Annotated in this window: 20 protein-coding genes and 1 pseudogene; 10 read left to right on the top strand and 11 right to left on the bottom strand. The window is 60.1% G+C overall.

Translation table 11 applies throughout. From position 1 onward, the window contains the following. Positions 1-230: 230 nt before the first annotated feature. Positions 231-911, bottom strand: coding sequence for an SOS response-associated peptidase (locus tag BXA01_RS00270; protein WP_076562423.1), 681 nt, complete (start codon positions 909-911; stop codon positions 231-233). 202 nt (positions 912-1113) lie between these two features. Between BXA01_RS00270 and BXA01_RS00275 the strand changes: the two genes are divergently transcribed. Further along, a complete protein-coding gene (locus BXA01_RS00275; RefSeq protein WP_076562424.1) occupies positions 1114-2013 on the top strand; it encodes a polysaccharide deacetylase family protein in 900 nt (299 codons plus the stop codon). A 105-nt stretch (positions 2014-2118) separates the two neighbouring features. After that, on the top strand, positions 2119-2361 hold the full coding sequence (locus BXA01_RS00280; protein ID WP_016775073.1) for a DUF1652 domain-containing protein: 243 nt from the start codon (positions 2119-2121) through the stop codon (positions 2359-2361). Between the two features lie 3 nt (positions 2362-2364). On the opposite strand, the gene BXA01_RS00285 is transcribed toward BXA01_RS00280, so the two are convergent. After that, entirely contained in the window at positions 2365-2727 is a 363-nt protein-coding gene (locus BXA01_RS00285) for an NUDIX hydrolase (protein WP_076562426.1), read from the bottom strand. Positions 2728-2946: 219 nt separating this feature from the next. Between BXA01_RS00285 and BXA01_RS00290 the strand changes: the two genes are divergently transcribed. Beyond that, positions 2947-3144, top strand: coding sequence for a DUF2188 domain-containing protein (locus tag BXA01_RS00290; RefSeq protein ID WP_076562428.1), 198 nt, complete (start codon positions 2947-2949; stop codon positions 3142-3144). Between the two features lie 56 nt (positions 3145-3200). On the opposite strand, the gene BXA01_RS00295 is transcribed toward BXA01_RS00290, so the two are convergent. Further along, entirely contained in the window at positions 3201-3440 is a 240-nt protein-coding gene (locus tag BXA01_RS00295; protein WP_039763471.1) for a hypothetical protein, read from the bottom strand. A 184-nt stretch (positions 3441-3624) separates the two neighbouring features. On the opposite strand from BXA01_RS00295, the gene BXA01_RS00300 reads away from it, so the two are divergent. Both BXA01_RS00300 and BXA01_RS00305 read left to right on the top strand, forming a co-directional pair. Beyond that, positions 3625-3960: a hypothetical protein gene (locus tag BXA01_RS00300; protein ID WP_076562430.1), complete on the top strand. Its 336-nt coding sequence runs from the start codon at positions 3625-3627 to the stop codon at positions 3958-3960. A gap of 189 nt (positions 3961-4149) precedes the next feature. After that, positions 4150-4610: pseudogene (locus tag BXA01_RS00305) on the top strand (hypothetical protein). A 140-nt stretch (positions 4611-4750) separates the two neighbouring features. Here the strand turns inward: BXA01_RS00305 and BXA01_RS00310 are convergent. After that, complete coding sequence (locus BXA01_RS00310) at positions 4751-5650, bottom strand: LysR family transcriptional regulator (RefSeq protein ID WP_076562432.1); 900 nt, start codon at positions 5648-5650, stop codon at positions 4751-4753. Positions 5651-5769: 119 nt separating this feature from the next. On the opposite strand from BXA01_RS00310, the gene BXA01_RS00315 reads away from it, so the two are divergent. Beyond that, positions 5770-7137: an MFS transporter gene (locus BXA01_RS00315; RefSeq protein WP_076562434.1), complete on the top strand. Its 1368-nt coding sequence runs from the start codon at positions 5770-5772 to the stop codon at positions 7135-7137. 30 nt (positions 7138-7167) lie between these two features. Then, complete coding sequence (locus BXA01_RS00320; RefSeq protein ID WP_076562436.1) at positions 7168-8442, top strand: glucarate dehydratase family protein; 1275 nt, start codon at positions 7168-7170, stop codon at positions 8440-8442. Between the two features lie 102 nt (positions 8443-8544). Here the strand turns inward: BXA01_RS00320 and BXA01_RS00325 are convergent, their stop codons facing one another. After that, entirely contained in the window at positions 8545-9429 is an 885-nt protein-coding gene (locus tag BXA01_RS00325) for a LysR substrate-binding domain-containing protein (protein WP_076562438.1), read from the bottom strand. Positions 9430-9586: 157 nt separating this feature from the next. Here BXA01_RS00325 and ydiJ point away from each other — a divergent pair, with 157 nt between their 5' ends. After that, complete coding sequence (gene ydiJ, locus BXA01_RS00330) at positions 9587-12613, top strand: D-2-hydroxyglutarate dehydrogenase YdiJ (protein ID WP_076567582.1); 3027 nt, start codon at positions 9587-9589, stop codon at positions 12611-12613. Here the strand turns inward: ydiJ and BXA01_RS00335 are convergent. Together BXA01_RS00335 and BXA01_RS00340 are read right to left on the bottom strand one after the other, a co-directional pair. Next, positions 12546-13232 carry a paraquat-inducible protein A gene (locus BXA01_RS00335; RefSeq protein ID WP_076562440.1) on the bottom strand — a complete coding sequence of 229 codons (687 nt, stop codon included), beginning with the start codon at positions 13230-13232 and terminating at the stop codon, positions 12546-12548. The genes ydiJ and BXA01_RS00335 overlap by 68 nt on opposite strands. Beyond that, positions 13229-13825 carry a paraquat-inducible protein A gene (locus BXA01_RS00340; RefSeq protein WP_016775060.1) on the bottom strand — a complete coding sequence of 199 codons (597 nt, stop codon included), beginning with the start codon at positions 13823-13825 and terminating at the stop codon, positions 13229-13231. The genes BXA01_RS00335 and BXA01_RS00340 overlap by 4 nt, the downstream gene beginning before the upstream one ends. 170 nt (positions 13826-13995) lie before the next feature. Here BXA01_RS00340 and BXA01_RS00345 point away from each other — a divergent pair, with 170 nt between their 5' ends. Then, entirely contained in the window at positions 13996-15165 is a 1170-nt protein-coding gene (locus BXA01_RS00345; protein ID WP_076562442.1) for a DUF1624 domain-containing protein, read from the top strand. A 121-nt stretch (positions 15166-15286) separates the two neighbouring features. Here BXA01_RS00345 and BXA01_RS00350 read toward each other — a convergent pair whose 3' ends face one another. Then, on the bottom strand, positions 15287-16678 hold the full coding sequence (locus BXA01_RS00350; RefSeq protein ID WP_076562444.1) for an aldehyde dehydrogenase family protein: 1392 nt from the start codon (positions 16676-16678) through the stop codon (positions 15287-15289). Between the two features lie 103 nt (positions 16679-16781). Between BXA01_RS00350 and ptrR the strand changes: the two genes are divergently transcribed. Beyond that, positions 16782-17660 (top strand): putrescine utilization regulator PtrR, encoded by an 879-nt coding sequence (ptrR, locus tag BXA01_RS00355; protein ID WP_076567585.1) that lies wholly within the window; start codon positions 16782-16784, stop codon positions 17658-17660. A gap of 12 nt (positions 17661-17672) precedes the next feature. Here the strand turns inward: ptrR and BXA01_RS00360 are convergent, their stop codons facing one another. From BXA01_RS00360 to BXA01_RS00370, 3 genes are all read right to left on the bottom strand, one after another. Next, entirely contained in the window at positions 17673-18296 is a 624-nt protein-coding gene (locus BXA01_RS00360; RefSeq protein ID WP_076562446.1) for a glutathione S-transferase family protein, read from the bottom strand. A gap of 115 nt (positions 18297-18411) precedes the next feature. Continuing rightward, positions 18412-19230 (bottom strand): alpha/beta fold hydrolase, encoded by an 819-nt coding sequence (locus BXA01_RS00365; RefSeq protein ID WP_076562448.1) that lies wholly within the window; start codon positions 19228-19230, stop codon positions 18412-18414. Between the two features lie 221 nt (positions 19231-19451). Continuing rightward, positions 19452-20495 (bottom strand): LLM class flavin-dependent oxidoreductase, encoded by a 1044-nt coding sequence (locus BXA01_RS00370; RefSeq protein ID WP_065616172.1) that lies wholly within the window; start codon positions 20493-20495, stop codon positions 19452-19454. Positions 20496-20631: the final 136 nt, after the last annotated feature.

Here is a 20631-nt window from a genome sequence, read left to right on the forward strand (position 1 = left end):
GATTCCTGATTTCTTTGACTCTTTGGTCAACTGGTATACCAATCGGAAAGGCGGCGCGCATGCTATCCGCAGCGCGGGGAAATGTATGTATGACTGTCGAAATGTCTGACAGGCGGTTGATTCGCTCAAACGGCTGTTTTACGGGGGGTGTATCGCGGTTGAAACACTTTTTGTAACGCGCGGGATTCAATGACGGGCTCGCTTGATTAACGCAGCAGTGATGTAATTATTTAGTCGACTCGTTCTATCAATTGCGCACCTTGATTACGCGTATTACCGACCGCTTTGCCGACTTTGTACCATTCGAAGGCCTCACTGGGCTCGCCTTCAAACAGCAGCATCTGCTCGGCGCGTTCCAGTGGCGTAGCCGGATCAAGCCATTCCCGAGCTCGCGCCGAATCGAAGACCACCGGGCGGCGATCGTGAATATCGAGCAGGCCGCCCAGGCTGTCAGCGGTGATGATGACGAACCCGTCGTCCTCCCTCGGCGCAACCCCCGGTGCCGGAAACTGGCCGATACCAGCACAGAAAACCGGAGCCTGATCCGCCCGACGAATCAACCAGGGCTGGCGGGATTTTTCCCCGGTATCAACCCATTCAAACCAGTTGTCGACCGGCACAATCAGCCGCTGCCGCCAGATCGCCCGGAAGAACGCGCCGTGGGCGACTTTCTCCACCCGAGCGTTGATAGGTGGGGCACGATCCTTGGCCCAATGCGGCCGCCAGCCCCAACGCAGATTGTCGGCATGAATGGCCTGTTCGTGCTGATGCAGAACCGCCAGCGCAGTGGTGGGCGCTGCGTTGTAGCGATCCAGTGGCGCATCGCCGACGTGATTGATCAACGCATCCGGGATGCTCAAGACCGCGACGAAATCGTGAATCCCACGGTACTGCGTGAGTCTTCCGCACATGGATGAAATCTCCTTGAGGAAATTTGAGTCTAGTCGGACATGCCGATGTGCCTGGCCGATGCCGCACTGAAAGCAGCACCGGAACCAAACCCTGTGTACCTTATCCAACCTGCGCTCGCGGATAGCCGCGCAGGGATGGACAAAGGCGATGGAGTTTTGCCATTCGACAATACGACGGCCTCGGCCGGACTCAGGGCAAGACATGACATCCGGATGCAAACTTCTTTGTGCTGCGCTCATCGCGTTCGGTCTGGCCGGTTGCATCGCCGCGCCGATCGACATGACCACGCAAACCGAAACGCGCCTGAAGGCACAGGCGCCCGTACGTTTTCTCCTGACGTTCGATGATGGCCCCAGCGCTTCAGGATGGTGGAATCCCACGGCGACGGTGCTCGACAGTCTAAAAAGCAATCCGCTGCAGGCAGACATCAAAGCCGTGTTTTTCGTGCAGACCCGTGCGCCGAGGGCGGGTGACAGCGAGATCGGTCGCAGCCTGATGCGTCGTGAGCACGCCGAGGGACATATCCTCGCGTTTCACACAGCGACTCACTGGCACACCAACCATCGCTCGCTCGATCCGCAAGAGCTGGAGCAGTCGCTGACCGATGGCAGCGCTGACATTGCCGCCATCACCGGAGCGCCGCCCAAGCTGTTGCGCCCGCCGTTCTGGAACTACGACAAGCGCACATTTTCGGCCTATCAAAAACACGGCTTGCACGTCTTGCTCACGGACTTGAGTGCCAACGACGGCAAGATCTGGGGCTTCAACGCCAGTCCTCGGCGTCGGGCGAACATGCTGCGGCAGTTATCGGAAGTGCGCGAGCGCATCGCCGTGGGTCAATTGCCGACCGTGGATGGGGTGATTCCGGTCGTGGTGACGTTCCATGATCTAAATCGCTACACCGCGCGCCACACTCGCGAATATCTACAGATTCTGCTCGATAGCGCGGCGGCGACCGGGGTCAGACTGGCGGACGAGCCGTTCTACGACGATCAGGCCGCACTGCAAAAAGCCGCGTTGGCCCGTACGGTTCAGCAAAGCGCTGAGCCGGTGAATCTGCCCGGTATATGGAACTGGATCTGGGATCACGACGCGCATTGAATGGCGTGAGTGAGTTGTGATCGGCTTGGCATTCCCGAGCGGGCAATTAACAGACCATGGGTCTATGCTCGATGGATCGATTCTCCGCCTGCGAGGCGCCCGTCCATGCTTGCCATTGCCGATATTTGCCGGATCGTCGAGTCAGGCTTCCCCACGTTCAAGTGTGATTGCACACCGACCGGACAAGGTCTGTTGCGGATCAAGGTGTATGAGCCAGGCAGTGGGCGTGTCGAGTTGTTGCTTGACGGCGTTTCTCCCGAACATCTGGTGACGATTCGCGATATTTCAAATTTCATCGGTGAGTTGCGCACGGAAATCAGCGCGGGTCGCCGGGCGTTCGCCGGCTGATCGTTATAAACGCCGTTGAAAGGCCTGCACGATGCGCCGTGTCGCGTCGTTGGTTTCAAGATTGTGCACGGCATCAAGCGGGTACCAGATGCAATCGACGATCTCGTTCTGCGGGCGCACGTCGTCGAGGTTGACCACCGAAGCCTCGTACACATGATGGCGCGTAGTGCCCGCCTGAAAGTCCATCAGGTACAGGACGTTCTCAGCATTGAGCCCGGTTTCCTCCTGCAACTCGCGCACCGCTGCCGCCGCACGGGTTTCCCCGGGTTCGACTTTGCCCCCGGGTAATGACCAGTGATGGCGGGGTTTGCGTACCAGGAGGATATGGCGATCCTGTTCGCAAATGACGGTGGCGCGTACTTTCATGATTGCCCTGTTGATGCTTGTCATAAAACGGTAATTAAACTGCAATATTCGAGCCGCAGGCGGATTTAAAGGTTCCCTATTGATTAAGGAGCCATTTGCACAGCAAAAAGTGCCGGTGAATTGACATGTATCAGGGCGAATCGGGTTTACACCGCAGCAAGAAGCGGGTGTAAGGTAAGCCCGTACCCCGAAAACACCGTTGGCAAAAGGGAGGTGCTCATGAGCATTCCAATGCTGAACAAGCTGCGCATGAACGGTTATGACGTGCTAAGCGTGAACAACGGCCCGTGGCGGGTCTGCACCCAGGGCGACCGATTGGCGTCATTCACCAGCAGGGAGGAAGCGATGGCCTATGCGGCGGCGCTTCCCGGTTACAAAAAGCGCTCCCGGCAGGGGCAAAGCCACAACAGCGGTTGAGGCTGTGTAACGAAAGAGTCCCGGTTTCGACCGGGGCTTGTTGTTTGGATCAGGAGTCAGTGGACCTTGGTTCGGCTGATGGTTCGGGCTTTTACCTCCTTGGCATAGATCTGCAATCTCTCTTCGTCGCTTTGCAGGATTTCGCACGACCGCAACACGGTCTGGGCGTCTGCCTCGTTGCCGGATTTGCGCAGTTGTTCAGCGATGCGCTTGAGATCGACCGCCGACCATCTCAGGTCCGACGCCACGCTTTGCAAATCCCGTTGAAGTTCGTGTTCGTATTCATTGAGCCGCATGATCACCTCCTGAACGTTCTCGGTAGAAAAGAGTAGTCGCATTTTCCCGGATGCGGCCAAGTCATCTGACGCCCGGCTGAACCGATGTGAAAAATTGTCCAAACGCCGGTAACGGCGGGTTGCCACGATGGATGTGCAAGCGGTTAAACGGTACATTCAGCTTTTTTCCGCACAGGTAAACAGCATGCGCATATGGATCGGCAGTCTGGCACTGGCTCTGTTGACGGGGTGCTCGTTACCGGCGTCGCTGGTGCCGGGCGAGCCAAACCTCAGCAAGACCAGTGACAAGCCTCCCAAGGAATATGCTGCGTGTTTGTTACCGTTGTGGCAGAAGGACGTGGCCAAGACTTCGCAGACGTCGATTTCCAACGGCTACCGGATTACCGCGCCGAGCATTATCACGGCGGATGAGATTCTCGATATCGTCAAATACAAGGACGGCAGCAAAGTGTCCCTCTATCAGGGGCCGCCGTGGGCCAAGTCCGGGTCGCTGCGCCAATCGGTGCGTGATTGCCTGTAACCGGGCGCCCGGATCTCAAAAAAGGCAGACACTGAAGTTCGGTGTCTGCCTTTTTTCATCGGATGGAGACTCCAGCCAAACGCTCGCAATGAGCTGTGACAGTTGCCCGCGAGGCGCAGCAGGATCCTTGACTAGGCTTTGAATGTCGGCCCGTGACGGGTTCGGCATGACTGAAAGGAGCCTCGGATCATGGATGATCTGGTCAAGGACATCATTCCGCTGTTGCACTACCTCATCCCCGGGTTTCTATCGACCTGGATCTTCTATTCACTTACGGCATTCAAGCGACCGGATACGTTCGGCCAGATCGTGCAGGCGCTGATGCCTGTTACCTGGCTACGAGTGACAAATTGCACGGCTGGTTACGTAAGCGAAACGTCACGAAACAATCTTCTTTCCCCAGTGAATGGTTCTGCGCTTTCGCCCAATTCGACCGGTTCATAACCCTGCATTTACATGACGAGAGGCGCGTGTTTGGCTGGCCTGTCGAGTGGCCGTCCGAATCCAGTTGCGGCCAGTTCGTGATGCAGAATCCACGTTGGGTTAATGACGATGGCAAGTCGACTCCTTTTGGTGCCGAAATTTTGCTGATAGATTCCGCGCAAGTTAAGTGGGTTGAATTCAGCCCGGTATCAGAGGGTTCATCATGACGACTGCAAGAGCACCGCGACCAATGCCAAAGCAATACGAACGCCTGTTCACAGGGCCTGACGGCAAGCCGCTGGAGGAGCCGTTGATCAAAGCCCCGAGCGCTCCGCCTCCGCTCAAATACAGGTTGCCACAATAATTTTCAGCCCCAACCCTGCGCCACCGCCCGGCGAATCGCCTCCAGTAACATCGCGAACGCCGGGTTGTCATTGTTCTCCCTCCAGATCAGATGCAGTTCGCTCTGCACCCCTTCGCCCAGATCGATCTCGCGAAATACCACATTCCTGAACACCACGCTGGTCGCGCAACGCGGTACCAGCGCCAGACCCATGCCAGCGTTGACCAGCGCCAGAATCGTCAGCGATGAACCCAGCCATTGCACGTAATCCGGTGCCACTCGCGCTGAACGCAGCGTGCCGGTCAACAGTTCGTTGAACGGCGGATAGGCTTCATGGGAGTACATCAGGAACGGTTGTTTATCCAGATCGGCGACAGACACTTCAGTCGCGTTTGCCAACTTGTGCCCGCTGGGCACCGCCAGGACAAACGGTTCACGCACCAGGCATTCGGTGGCATAGCCCGGTTCCTGCAATGGCGCTCGGGCAATGCCCAGGTCGATACGGCGAGCTCGCAACGCCTCGTGCTGTTGATAGGTGTTCATCTCTGCCAGATCGATTTTCACCTGGGGCTGCTTAAGTCGCGCTTCGGCGATCACCTTGGGCAGAAACTCATACACCGCGCTGCCGACAAACGCGATGTTTACCGAACCAATATCGCCCTCGGCAAACCGGCGTGCGGTGATCGCTGCTTGCTGGGCGCGCTCCAGCAGATTCTGCGCTTCAACGAAAAATGCCCGGCCTGCCGCCGTCAGCGCAACGCTGCGTGTGCTGCGGGTGAACAGCTCGACGCCAAGGTGATGCTCCAGCAACTGGATCTGCCGGCTCAGCGGCGGCTGCGTCATGTTCAGACGCTCGGCGGCGCGGCGGAAGTTGAGTTCGGTGGCGACCGTGGTAAAGCAGCGCAGTTGGGTGAGTTCGAACATTGATCTAATCCGGGTATCAATCGAATGCCTGTTTAGATTAGACGGGATCAATACGTGGCGTCCATGATCGGCTCATTGCTTCAAGTCATCCCTAAAAAAACAAGATCGGGAGTCGCCCCTTGAAAACCCTCCAGAGTCCGCCGGACATCACGGTGCTCGCTCGCGCCGCCGCCAAGGTCAAACGCCACGTACTGCCGCTGTTCGTGGTGATGTTCATCGTCAACTACATCGACCGGGTCAATATCGGTTTCGTGCGCAGTCATCTGGAGGCCGATCTGGGTATTGGCGCAGCGGCTTATGGACTTGGCGCCGGACTGTTTTTCATCGGTTATGCGCTGTTCGAAGTGCCGTCGAACATGCTGTTGCAGCGCTACGGCGCGCGGGTCTGGCTGACCCGGATCATGTTCACTTGGGGCGCTGCGGCCATGGCCATGGCGTTTGTTCAGGGCGAAACCAGTTTCTACGTACTGCGCTTTATTCTTGGCGCGGCTGAGGCCGGGTTCTTCCCGGGGATCATTTACTACTTCACCCAGTGGCTGCCAGCGTCCGAGCGCGGCAAAACCATGGCGGTGTTTCTCAGCGGCTCGGCGATTGCCTCGGTCATTTCCGGCCCGGTGTCCGGTGCGCTGTTGCATATCAGCGCATTGGGCATGCACGGCTGGCAGTGGATGTTTCTGATCGAAGGCGCAGCGTCGGTGGTGCTGTGTGCTTTCGTCTGGTTCTGGCTGCAATCGCACCCGCGTCAAGCCAAGTGGCTGAGCGAGGAAGAGCGAGACGCACTGGTCGCGGCGATTGCCGAGGAGCAGCGCGCTCGCGAAGCGGTACAAGTCGCCAAGCCGTCGATGTTCAAGCTGTTGGCTGACCGGCAGATCGCGCTGTTCTGCTTCATTTACTTTTCCATTGCCCTGACCATCTACGGCGCAACGTTCTGGCTGCCGAGCATGATCAAGAAGATGGGCAACCTAGGTGATTTCCAGGTCGGGCTGCTCAACTCCATTCCGTGGATCATTTCGATCGTCGCCATGTACGGCTTCGCGGCGCTGGCAGGCAAGTGGAAATTCCAGCAGGCCTGGGTCGCGCTGACCCTGGTAATCGCCGCCATCGGTATGTTCATGTCGACCACCGGCGGCCCGGTGTTTGCCTTTGTCGCCATCTGCTTCGCCGCCATCGGTTTCAAAGCGGCGTCGGCGCTGTTCTGGCCGATTCCGCAAAGCTATCTGGACGCGCGCATCGCTGCGGCGGTGATCGCGCTGATCAATTCCATTGGCAACCTTGGCGGCTTCGTCGCGCCGACTGCGTTCGGCATTCCCGAACAAACCACCGGCTCCATCGAGGGCGGCCTGTATGGCCTGGCGGCGACATCGCTGATCGCCGCCGTGGTGATCTTCTTCGCCCGCACGGCGCTTGGCGACAAAGGTAAAACCCCGGCAAAACCAAGTGACGAAGCCGCCGCTGTGGCGCCGGCTCGTCCGGCTGCGAGCCACTGAATCGATTGTTGATCTGTCAGGAGCGTTATCTTGAAAATCACCCGTGTCAGCGTCACCCCGATTGCCTTTCGTGATCCGCCACTGCTCAACGCCAGTGGTATCCACGAACCCTTTGCCCTGCGCTCGATCATCGAGATTGAAAGTGATAACGGCTACATCGGTCTCGGCGAAAGCTACGGCGATGCCCCGGCGCTGGCGATCCAGCAACAATTGCAGAGCCAGTTGATCGGCCTCGATCCGTTCAACCTCAATCAATTGCGCGCGATCGTGCAGGCCACCGTGGCGGCGAATAAATCCGCCAGCGTCGCTGGCGCCGAACTGGCCCCCGGTTCCCACGCCAGCAAAGCGGTGAGCAATGCCTACTCGGCATTCGAAGTGGCGTTTCTCGATTTGCAGGCGCACTACCTGAACGTGCCGCTGGTGGACCTGCTCGGCGGCGCGATCCGCGATGAAGTGCCGTTCAGCGCTTACCTGTTTTTCAAATACGCCGAACATATCGACTCGCCCTACAAGCCGGACAACTGGGGCGAGGCGCTGAGCGAGCAACAGATCGTCGCGCAGGCAGCGCGGATGATCGAGGCGTACGGATTCAAGAGCATCAAGCTCAAGGCCGGCACCTTGCCGCCGGAGCATGAAGTGGCTTGCATCAAGGCACTGAAAAAAGCCTTCCCGGGTTTTCCGCTACGCATCGATCCGAACGGCAACTGGTCGCTGGAGACGGCGATTCGCATGGCCGAACTGCTCGGCGATGATCTGCAGTATTACGAAGACCCGACCCCGGGGCTTGATGGCATGGCTGAACTGCACAAGCGCACCGGTCTGCCCTTGGCGACCAATATGGTAGTCACTGATTTCGACGAGTTCCGCCGCAGCGTTGCGCAGAACAGCGTGCAAATCGTGCTCGCCGACCACCATTACTGGGGTGGCCTGCGGGATACGCAGACGCTGGCGAAAATGTGCGACGTGTTCGGCCTTGGCGTGTCGATGCATTCCAACTCGCACCTGGGCATCAGCCTGATGGCCATGGCGCACGTCGCGGCGGCGGTGCCGAATCTGGATTACGCCTGCGACACCCATTACCCGTGGCAGGAGCCGGACGAGGAAGTGATCAAGGGCGGCAAGCTGCCGATTGTCGATGGTTGCGTAAAGATCACCCGTGCGCCGGGGCTGGGGCTGGAGCTGGATCACGAGCAACTGGCCAAGCTGCATGACCAGTACCTGACGTGCGGCATTCGCCAGCGCGATGATGTGCGGCAGATGCAGCGATACAAGGCGAATTGGCGGGCGGTCAAACCGAGGTTTTAAGGTCGTTGCGACTGGCATCTTCGCGAGCAGGCTCGCTCCCACAGGTAAATGCATGGCAACTGTGGGAGCGAGCCTGCTCGCGAATGGCCGCGACTCGATCCGTCAGAGGGTATCAATCAGCCAATCCCTGAACGCCTTCAACGAAGGCAAATTCTCATTGCGCGGCGGATACACCAGATAATAGCTGCGCCGGCTGGTAATCGGCTCGCCCAGTTGCAGCAATTCGCCCTTGAGCAATTCCTCCTCGACCAGAATCCGCGGCACCAGGCCGACGCCGATATTGGCGCGTACTGCCTGAATCAAGTGCGAGGTCATTTCGAAGCTCGGCCCGATCCGCATGCTGCGATGCGGCAGTTGGTGATGGCTGAACCATTCCGCCCATGCCTGGGCATTGCTGCTGACGTTGAGCAGCAACTGCCCGGCAATGTGCCGCTCGGCCTCATAGCGTTCAGTCGCCGACAACTGCGCGCTGGCAATGGCCACCAGTTCTTCGGTGTGCAGGGGCAGGGCGGTCAGGCCTGGCCATTCTCCGCCGCCGACGCAGATGGCGGCGTCGATTTCGCTGGTATCGAAGTCGATGGTTTCGATCCGTGAATGCAAGTGCACGGTCATGCCCGGGTGCGCCGTGTAGAAATCCTTCAGCCGTGGCAGCAGCCATTTCGAACCGAAGGTCGGCAGCGTCGCCAGACGCAGGCTATGGATGCCCGAACCAAACGCCATCGCCTGCAAGGTTGCGCTGCGAATCTGCCCGAGGGCTTCGCTGAGTTCGCGCTGATACATGCGCCCGACATCGGTCAGCACCACCTGCCGGCCTTCGCGGCTGAACAGGCGCATGCCGAGCATCTTCTCGAGAATCTGCACCTGGCGGCTGACCGCGCTCTGTGTCAGTGACAGCTCATGGGCGGCGCGGGTGTAGCTCTCGTGGCGAGCGGCGGCCTCGAAAGCCAGCAGCAGCGACATGGACGGTGTGAGGGTGCGCGGATTCATTCGTAAAACTCATCGATAGCGGGTCGAAATTACGCTTGTTCCATGGCTGGCCAGCAATGAACATGGGCGCAATCAGATGGCGGAGCCTGACGCAATCATTCCTTGCGCACAACTGTTCACCGCCACACAGCCCGATTTGACCGAGATGACCCGACCGATGATTGCCCAGCTGTCGCCCGCCAAAGCCCTGACCGGCGATTACCAACACTTCCTCGCCGCCCTGAAAATCAGCGGTTTTCGCGGGGAAATCAGCGCCGATTACGCCAGCCGTGTGGTGCTAGCGACCGACAACTCGATCTATCAGCGCCTGCCGCAAGCCGCTGTGTTTCCGCTGGATGCGGACGATGTGGCACGTGTCGCACGGCTGATTGCCGAACCGGCGTACGAGAAAGTGGTGATCACCCCTCGTGGCGGTGGCACCGGCACCAACGGTCAATCGCTGACGGATGGCATCGTCGTCGATCTGTCGCGGCACATGAACCGCATCCTGGAGATCAACGTCGAACAGCGCTGGGTGCGGGTGCAGGCCGGGGTGGTCAAGGACCAGCTCAACGCCGCGCTGAAATCCGCCGGGCTGTTCTTTGCTCCGGAACTGTCGACCTCGAACCGCGCCACGGTCGGCGGCATGATCAACACCGACGCCAGTGGCCAAGGCAGTTGCACCTACGGCAAAACCCGCGACCATGTGCTGGAGCTGGAGATGATCCTGCGCGGCGGCGAGCGTCTGCACGGCCTGCCGCTGGCGGAGGATGAGCTTGCAGCGCAGTGCGACCGCGATGATCGCGTCGGCGAAGTCTATCGCTGTGCGCGGCAGATCATTGATGAACAGGGCGAGCTGATCAAGGCACGCTTTCCCGATCTCAACCGCTGCCTGACCGGTTATGACCTGGCGCACCTGCGTGAGGCCGATCAGCGCTTTAACCTCAACAGCGTGCTGTGTGGCGCTGAAGGCTCGCTGGGCTTCGTTGTCGAAGCGCGACTCAACGTGCTGCCGATTCCCAAGCACACCATGCTGGTCAACATCCGCTACGCCGGGTTCATGGATGCCTTGCGCGATGCGCGGGCGTTGATGGCGCTCAAGCCATTGTCGATTGAAACCGTCGATTCGAAAGTCTTGCTGCTGGCGATGCAGGACATCGTCTGGCACGGCGTTGCCGAATATTTTCCGGAAAACGCTGAGCGGCCGACTCTGGGCATCAACCTGGTCGAGTTCTGCGGTGACGATCCCGAAGACCTGCAGCGCCGCGTCGAAGCGTTCCTCGAACATCTGCAAAACGACCGCACCGTGGAGCGCCTCGGACATACACTGGCGATCGGTCAGGCAGCGGTGAACAAGGTCTATGGCATGCGCAAACGGGCGGTGGGCCTGCTCGGCAACGTCGCCGGCGAAGCCCGCCCGCAGCCGTTCGTTGAAGACACCGCAGTGCCGCCGCAGCATTTGGCCGAATACATCGCCGAGCTGCGCGACCTGCTCGACAGCCACGGTTTGCAGTACGGCATGTTCGGCCATGTCGACGCCGGCGTACTGCACGTGCGGCCGATTCTCGACATGAAAGATCCGCAGCAAGCGGCGCTGGTACGCCCGGTGTCCGATGGCGTAGCGGCGCTGACCCAGCGCTACGGCGGCCTGCTCTGGGGCGAACATGGCAAGGGCCTGCGTTCGGAGTACGCGCCGGCATTCTTCGGCGAGTTGTACCCGGCGCTGCAAGCCTTGAAAGCCGCGTTCGACCCGTTCAACCAGTTCAATCCGGGCAAAATCGGCACGCCGGCCAACAGCGGCGCAGCACTGCTGAAGATCGACGAAGTGACCCTGCGCGGCGAGCTGGATCGACAGATCGACGAGAAAGTCTGGCAAAGCTACGGCGCGGCCATGCACTGCAATGGCAACGGCGCCTGCTACAACTTCGATCCGGATGACGCGATGTGCCCGTCGTGGAAAGCCACCCGCGAACGCGCGCAGTCGCCCAAGGGCCGCGCGTCATTGATTCGCGAATGGCTACGGTTGCAGGGCGAGGCGGGCGTCGATGTGCTCTCGGACGCAATCCGTAAACCGGCGTTTTTCAGCACGCTGTGGCAGCGCTGGCGCAACAGCCGCGATCCGTCGGCAGACTTCTCTCATGAAGTGTATGACGCCATGGCCGGTTGCCTGGCCTGCAAATCCTGCGCGGGGCAGTGCCCGGTCAAGGTCAACGTGCCGGAATTCCGCTCGCGTTTTCTCGAGCTGTATCACAGTCGTTATCTGCGGCCGGCACGGGATTACCTGATTGCTTCGCTGGAATACACCGTTCCGTACATGGCGCGGATTCCGGCGCTGTACAACGGTGTGATGGGCGCGGACTTTGTGCGCAGCGCGTTGGCGCGTATTGGTGGCATGGTCGATGTGCCGTTGCTCAGCCGTTTCGATTTCCACGCAGCGATGCGACGTTGGCAGGTGCAGCCAGCAACGGTTACAACGCTTTCGGCGCTGAGCCCAGAGCAACGCGAACGCAGCGTGGTCATCGTGCAGGACGCCTTCACCCGCTACTTCGAAGCGCCGCTGCTGGCGGATCTGTTCGAGCTGATTTCGCGTTTGGGTTATCAGGTCTATCTCGCGCCGTTCAGCGCCAACGGCAAACCGCTGCATGTGCAGGGCTTTCTCTCGGCGTTCAATCGGGCGGCGTTGCGCAACGCTGAGCAATTGCAGGCGCTGGCGCAGACCGGCGTGGCGTTGCTGGGGCTCGATCCGGCGATGACTCTGGTCTATCGCCAGGAATACCTGAAAGTACCGGGCCTGAATGAATGTCCTGAAGTGGCGCTGGTGCAGGAATGGTTGCTCAAGGTCATGCCAGAACGGACGCCTGATGCTAAGCCGAAAGCGTTCCGTTTGCTCGCCCATTGCACGGAGAAAACCAACGCGCCGGCCGCGACCCGCCAATGGGAACAGGTGTTCCAACGGGCCGGCTTGCAGCTGGCCACGCAAGCCACCGGTTGCTGCGGCATGTCCGGTACCTACGGCCACGAAGCACGTAATCGGCAGACCTCGGCAGTCATTTATGAGCAATCGTGGGCGCGTCAGGTGCAGGCTTCGGCGGAGCGGGGCGAGGCGTTGGCGACCGGCTATTCCTGCCGCAGCCAGGTCAAGCGCCAGTCGGATCAGGCGCTGCGCCATCCGTTACAGGTGCTGCTGGAGACTCTGCGTCGCTGATCGTGTCGCTGGTGTCCCTGTCCCAGATCAGGCGCGGGTCGAAACTCATCGCCGCGAGCATGGTGAACACCACGACCAGGCCGAAGAACAGGATGCCCGGTCGTGGCTCGATATCGCCCAGCGCCTGGAACTTCACCAGCGCCGCGACCAGCGCGACCACCAGCACATCGAGCATCGACCAGTAGCCGATCAGTTCGACGAAGCGGTACAGCTTCGAACGCTCCCTGCGCGCCCAATCGCTGTTGCGCTGCACGGTGACGAGCAGCAAGGTCAGGGCGACGAATTTGACCCCCGGCACCGCGATACTGGCGATGAAAATGATCAGGGCAATGTCCCACGCCCCGGCCTCCCAGAACTCCAGCACGCCACTCATGATCGTGCTGTCGGCGCCGTTGCCGAGCATCACCGTATTCATCACCGGCAGCAGATTGGCGGGAACATAAAAGGCCAGCGCGGCGAGCATGTACGCCCAGGTGCGCGCCAGCGAATTGGTCTTGCGCCGGTGCAACGGCGCATCACAGCGCGGGCACTCGTGTGGCTCGTCGGTCATATCGCAGGCCAGGCCACAGCTGTGGCACAGGCACAGGTTGAGTTCGCTGGCGGTCGGTGGACGCTTCATAAAATGTCCCACAGTTCGCGTATGTCCCGGCCGGCAATGCGGATCATCATCAGGCTCAGCACCGCCAAGGCGAACAGGCCGATCCCGGGCAGCACATCGAGCAGTCCGGCGAGTTTGAACACCGCGACCATCGCCCCCAGCAGACACACTTCGAGCATGCTCCACGGGCGCAGGGTTTCCAGCCAGCGCATGCACAGATTGAACCCCGGTGCCCGGCGCAGGCCGAGGGCAAAACTCAACACCCAGACCAGCAACACCAACTGAAATGCCGGGGCGATGATGATCGCAATCGCCGCGACCATGGCGATAAAGGTGATTGGTCCCTGGCTCAGCGCGAGCACCGAATCCCAAAGGGTTGCGCTGTTTTTCATGCCTTTGAGGCTGATGCTCATCACCGGGTAGAAATTGGCAAACAGCCACAGCATCGCCGCCGTGAACGTCAGCGCCAGACGCTGCTCGATGGTCAGGCCGTTGAAGCGCTGCAGCACGCCACCGCAGCGCACGCACAGGGTTTTCTGATGTTTGGCGAGCACGACTTTCTCGTACACACAATCACAGTGCTCGCAGATGATCAGGTGTTCGGTGTTGACCATGGACAGCGCTCAAGGGCAGGGCGGACCTGTTCACTATAGAAGGCTGGCGCTGATGGGCAACTTCGATGCTGGATGTTTGGGTTTTGTTATTCTGATGTTATAAGGTAACGCGAAATTTGCGGGCGGCGTTGTGGCTGTCCGGAGTTATTCCTCTCGATTGCGAAAGATCCATGACCCCTGTACTTCCCCGTTCTGCCCCATTGACGACTGGCCGGCTGCTATCCATTGATGCGCTCAGAGGCCTGGTGATCCTGTTCATGCTGCTCGATCACGTACGTGAAACCTTTCTCTTGCACCGCCAGGTGTCCGACCCGATGGACATTGCCAGCACTGAACCGGCGCTGTTCTTCAGCCGCACCCTGGCGCACCTGTGCGCGCCGGTATTCGTCTTGCTGACCGGTCTGTCGGCATGGCTGTACGGTGAAAAATACGCCGGCAAAGCCGATGTCAGCGCGTTTCTGTTCAAGCGTGGATTGTTCCTCGTGGCGCTGGAGTTCACCTTGGTCAACTTCGCCTGGACCTTCCAGTTGCCGCCCAGCGTGATCTACCTGCAAGTGATCTGGGCGATCGGCCTGAGCATGATCGCGCTGGCGCTGCTGGTCTGGTTGCCACGTGCGCTGCTGCTGACGCTGAGCCTGGCGATCATCGCCGGGCACAACCTGCTCGACGCGGTGCATTTCCCGGTCGAGTCGGCGATGCATGTGCCTTGGGCGGTTCTGCATGATCGGGGCTGGATCGAGATCAGCGACACCTTGCGCCTGCGCACCTCGTACCCGCTGCTGCCGTGGATTGGTGTAATCGGCCTGGGCTATGCGCTGGGGCCGTGGTTTGCTCGGGGCATGGACGCGGCGGTGCGTCAGCGTCGTTTGCTGATTGCCGGGGGCGGTGGATTGCTGGGCTTTGTGGTGCTGCGCTTGATTAACGGCTACGGCGAAAAACCGTGGGCGATCAGCGATTCGCTGGTGCAGACACTGATGAGTTTTTTCAATATCACCAAATACCCGCCATCGCTGCTGTTTCTCGCGCTGACTGTGAGTTCGGGGCTGTTGCTGTTGCTCGCCTTTGAGCGCGTGCAGAGTCGCCGCTGGATTGGCTGGCTGACCGTGTTCGGCTCGGCGCCGATGTTTTTCTATCTGCTGCATTTGTATGTGTTGAAGGTGTTGTACCTGATTGGCGTGGCGCTGTTTGGCCTGAATCAGGGCAACTATTTCGGCTTTTCGACGGTGACTGCGGTGTGGTTGGCGGCGGTGGTTCTTGCCGTGGTGCTGTTTCCGGCAGTGCGCTGGTTCTCTGCATTGAAAGCGCGGCGCCGGGACATCAGCTGGCTGAAGTATCTGTAAATCGAAGCAGAGCATGTGGGAGCGAGCCTGCTCGCGAAGAGGGTGTGTCAGTCGATGCAGCGGTGACTGACAGGACGCTCTCGCGAGCAGGCTCGCTCCCACAGGTTTTACAGCACCAGGCTTATTTACGATCCAGCCACACGGTCTGCGCGTTGCAGAATTCCCGTACGCCAAAGTGCGACAGCTCACGACCGAAGCCGCTCTTCTTCACGCCGCCGAAGGTCACGCGCGGGTCGCTTGCGGAGTAGCCGTTGATGAACACGCCACCGGTTTCCAGTTCGCTGGTCAGTTGCTCGGCCAGCGCGACGTTGGCGGTGTAGATCGTGGCAGTCAGGCCGAAATCGCTGTCGTTGGCCAAGGCCACGGCGTGTGCGCAATCGCGGGCGGTGATAATCGAAGCGACCGGGCCGAACAGTTCTTGCTTGAACGAGGTCATGCGGTCGGTCACGTCAGCCAGTACCGTCGGCTCATAGTAGTTGCCCGAACCCTCAACCTTGCCGCCTCCCAGCAACAGCGTCGCGCCTTCCTCCAACGTGTCGCGCACTTGCTGATCCAGTTCATCACGCAGATCGAACCGCGCCATCGGCCCGATGTAAGTGTCAGCGTTGAGCGGATCGCCCATCTTCAACTGGCGTGTCGCTTCAACGAACTTGCGGGTAAATTCCTCGACCACACCTTGTTCGATGATCAGACGTTTGGCAGCCGCGCAAACCTGGCCGGAATTCTGATAGCGACCGACCACCGCCGCGTGCACCGCCTCATCCAGATCAGCATCGTTGAGCACGATGAACGGATCGGAGCCGCCGAGTTCCAGCACGCATTTCTTCAACGCCGCACCGGCCTGAGCGCCGATGGCCATACCGGCGCGGACGCTGCCGGTCAGCGTCACAGCGGCGATGCGCGAATCGGCAATGGCGGTGGAAACGCCTTCCGGGGTGACGTTGATCACTTCAAACACGCCCTCGGGGAAACCGGCGCGGACGAACGCATCGCGCAGCAGGTAAGCGCTGCCCATCACGTTCGGCGCATGCTTGAGCACGTAAGTGTTGCCAGCGATCAACGTCGGCACCGCGCCGCGCAGCACTTGCCAGATCGGAAAATTCCACGGCATCACCGCCAGAATCGGCCCCAGCGGACGGTATTCGATACGCGCCTTGCCACCTTCAACCTGGGTGGCTTCGGCGTCGAGCATCGCCGGGCCGTGTTCCGCGTACCACTCGCAGAGCTTGGCGCATTTCTCGATTTCGCCACGGGCCTGGGCGATCGGCTTGCCCATTTCCTGGGTGATCATGGTTGCCATCGCTTCTGAGGTTTCACGCAGCGCGCCGGCGAGGGCGGTCAAAAGGCGCGAACGATCCTGCAGCGGCTTGCGCTTCCACTTGCCGAAAGCGAAGGCAGCGCGAGTCAGCGCCGCATCAAGGGCAGCGGCGGATTCAAACGCGTAGTGACCGATCTGCTCGCCGGTGGCCGGGTTGATCGAGATGGCGTGGGTCTGGCTGGAAATCTGGCTCATGACGTTGTCCTGTAGGTTCGTCGGATGGGCCTAGAGTAGGGTGGCGCTAGCTTTCTGGAAACTGAATAATAAAGAGTGTTTCTTTCATGATTGGAGAATGACTGTGGATCTGGTGCAACTGGAAATCTTCAAAGCCGTGGCCGAGCACGGCAGCATCAGCGCGGCCGCCACGCAGATTCATCGCGTGCCGTCGAACCTGACTACGCGGATCAAGCAGCTTGAGCAGGACCTCGGCGTCGATCTGTTTATCCGCGAGAAAAGCCGTCTGCGCCTGTCGCCGGCCGGGTGGAGTTTTCTCGAATACACGCGGCGCATTCTCGATCTGGTGCAGGAAGCCCGCGCTACGGTAGCAGGCGAAGAACCCCAGGGCGCGTTCCCCTTGGGCTCGCTGGAAAGTACCGCAGCGGTGCGTATCCCCGAACTGCTGGCGGCGTACAACCAGCAGCACCCAAAGGTCGACCTCGATCTTTCAACCGGGCCATCCGGGACGATGATCGACGGCGTGCTGTCCGGGCGTCTCGTCGCCGCATTTGTCGACGGCCCGGTACTGCATCCGGCCCTGGAAGGTGTGCCGGCGTTTGAGGAGGAAATGGTCATCATCGCGCCGCTTAATCATTCACCGGTCGAACGTGCGGCGGACGTGAATGGCGAGAATATCTATGCCTTCCGCTCCAACTGCTCCTACCGTCATCATTTCGAAAAATGGTTCAGCACTGACGCTGCCGTACCGGGCAAGATCTTCGAAATGGAGTCCTACCACGGCATGCTCGCCTGCGTCAGCGCCGGTGCCGGCCTGGCACTGATGCCGCGCAAAATGCTGCAAAGCATGCCCGGCAGCGCGACGGTCAGCGTCTGGCCGCTGACGGCGGACTTCCGCTATCTGACCACTTGGCTGGTGTGGCGCCGGGGCACGGTGTCGCGCAGTCTGAGCATGTTCGTGCGTTTGCTTGAAGAGCGGGGCGTGGTGCGTGAGCAAGCCTGATCGAGCGTGTCTTTAGGGCGTGCCATTGCGCCCGTACAAACGATAACCGTCGCGCTGATTCAAGCGATCGTAATAGGCGCGCACCGCAGCCAGATCCCCGTGATCGAGCGGCGTTTCGAACCAGCGATTCACTGACAGCCCCATCGGAATGTCCGCCAGGGAAAACTGCTCGCCACTGACGTAAGCGCCGGTCTTCTCCAGTTGGCGATCGAGGATTTGCATGTTGCGCGTCCAGTCCCGGCAGCCGGCGGCCAGGGCATCGCGGTCCTGATAGTCCGGTGACTTGCGCACCAGTGCCATCAGCGGGTATGACCACGAGCGATTCAGCTCCGAGGCCTGCCAGTCGATCCACTGATCGACCCGCGCCCGGGCAATAGGCGCAGCGGGATACAAATGCGCACCGCCGTAACGCGTCGCCAGATAACGAATGATTGTGTTGGATTCCCAGAGAGTGAAATCGCCGTCTTGGATCACCGGCACCATGGCACAGGGGTTGAGCGCGAGAAACTCCGGCGTGTTCGGCGACTTGAAGCCCGCCCCCCAGTCCTCGCGTTCGAACGGCACGTCCAGTTCGGCACAGGTCCACAGCACTTTGCGCACGTTGATCGATGAGGCTTTGCCGAGTATTCGCAGCATGGGATTTCCTTCTCCGGGTAGTGGACGCAGGAAAATACCATAGCGCAAAACACAAGGCCCGCATCGCGCGGGCCTTGGTTCATCAGCATCTGACTACGGCTTTTGCCGGGCGGGATTACCGGTTGAGGAACGCCAGCAGATCCTCATTCAACGCCTGTGCATGTGTCACGGCGAACCCGTGCGGCGCGCCCGCGTAGACCTTCAACTCAGCGCCCTTGATTTGTGCGGCGGCCTGCTTGCCGGTGGTTTCGAAGGGCACGATCTGGTCGCCGTCGCCATGGATCACCAGGGTCGGCACGTCGATCTTGGCCATGTCCGGGCGGAAGTCGGTTTCCGAGAACGCGGTCACGCAGTCGACGGTGCCTTTGAGCGACGCCAGCAGCGCGATGTTCAGGGTTTGCGTGAGCACGCCGTCAGAGACTTTCTGGCCCTGATTGGTGCCGTAGAACGGCGCGTTGAAGTCGACGATGAACTGCGCGCGATCTTTCAGCAGGCCAGCCTTGATGCCGTCGAACACCGATTTGTCGACGCCCTCGGCGAAGTCGGCCTTCTTGCCGAACAGCGGCGTCACCGCACCGAGCAATACCAGACCGGCAACGCGCTCGCTGCCGTGGCGGGCGATGTAGCGGCTGACGTCGCCGCCACCCATGGAGAAGCCGACCAGGGTTACGTCGCGCAGGTCCAAATGGTTGATCAGGCCAGCGATGTCATCGGCGAAGGTGTCGTAGTCATAACCGGTCCACGGCTGCTCCGAGCGACCAAAACCACGGCGGTCGAAGGCGATGGTGCGGTAGCCGCGACTGCTCAGGTACTCCATCTGGTATTCCCACATGTCGGCATCCAGCGGCCAGCCGTGGCTGAACAGCACGGGCTTGCCGCTGCCCCAGTCCTTGTAATAGATCTCGGTGCCGTCTTGGGTCTTGAAGGTGCTCATGCAAACTCCTTGTGATCGTGTGTGGCAAGAATAGATGCCGAATGGGCAACGGCCACTATCCGCGCAAAGTGCGAAAGGCACTTGTACGCAAGTGCTGGTTTGGCAGTAGGAAAGAGTCGTACGTTGCGCGATGAGTATTTCACTTCGACATTACAGAATTGAAAAAGGGCGAGCTCCGGTCGGAGTCGCCCTTTTTTCAATGCTCAGAGATGGACAGGCTCCTAGCGAAACGCCGGCACCACATGCTTGATAAACAACTCCAGCGATTTCTTCTTCTCTTCATGCGGCAAGCTGTTGTCACACCAGAAACTAAACTCATCCACCCCCAGTTCCTGGTAGTACTTGATCCGCGGAATGATCTCTTCCGGCGTGCCGATCATCGCGGTCTTGTGCAGACTCTCCAGTTCAAACTCCGGACGTCCGGCAAACTTCTCTTCCGGACTCGGCGCGAGGAAGCCATTGACCGGAGTTTCCTTGTTGCCAAACCACGCATCGAACGTGCGGTAGAAACGTGAGATGGCTTTAGCGCCAACTTGCCAGCCGTCCGGGTTATCAGCGGTGTGCACGTGGGTGTGACGCAGCACCATCAATTGTGGGCGCGGTACGTCTGGGTTGTTGTCCAGTGCGGTCTGGAATTTGTTCTTCAGGTCGAGGACTTCTTCGTCGCCTTTCATCAATGGCGTGACCATGACGTTGCAGCCGTTGGCGACGGCGAAGTTGTGCGAGTCGGGGTCGCGGGCGGCGATCCACATGGGTGGGTTGGGCTTCTGGATCGGCTTCGGCACGCTGGTGGAGGTGGGGAATTTCCAGATGTCGCCGTCGTGCGCGTAGTCGCCTTGCCACAGGGCGCGGACCACCGGGACCATTTCGCGCAGGGCCTGGCCGCCGCTGGAGGCGGGCATGCCGCCGGCCATGCGGTCGAATTCAACTTGATAGGCGCCGCGCGCTAGACCGACTTCCATGCGGCCGTTGCTGATCACGTCGAGCAGGGCGCATTCGCCGGCGACGCGTAGCGGGTGCCAGAACGGCGCGATGATGGTGCCGGCGCCGAGGTGGATGGTCGTGGTTTTCGCTGCGAGGTAGGCCAGCAACGGCATCGGGCTTGGGGAGATGGTGTATTCCATGGCGTGGTGTTCGCCGATCCACACGGTGCTGAATCCGCCGGCCTCGGCCATCAGGGTCAGTTCGGTCAGGTCTTCGAACAGTTGGCGGTGGCTGACGCTTTCGTCCCAGCGTTCCATGTGTACGAACAGGGAAAATTTCATGACGATACCTCGAGTCTTTTGTAATTGGCCGGTCGTATGCGGGCCTGTCGAACTGACGTGAACGCGTTGCGCTCGCGAGTCTTCTCACCATTCAAGCACGCCTTCGAGGACGGCTGTTCGGTTGATTGAATATTGG

It is taken from the genome of Pseudomonas sp. B10, assembly GCF_900156235.1.
GTDB classification, from domain to species: Bacteria; Pseudomonadota; Gammaproteobacteria; order Pseudomonadales; family Pseudomonadaceae; genus Aquipseudomonas; species Aquipseudomonas siliginis.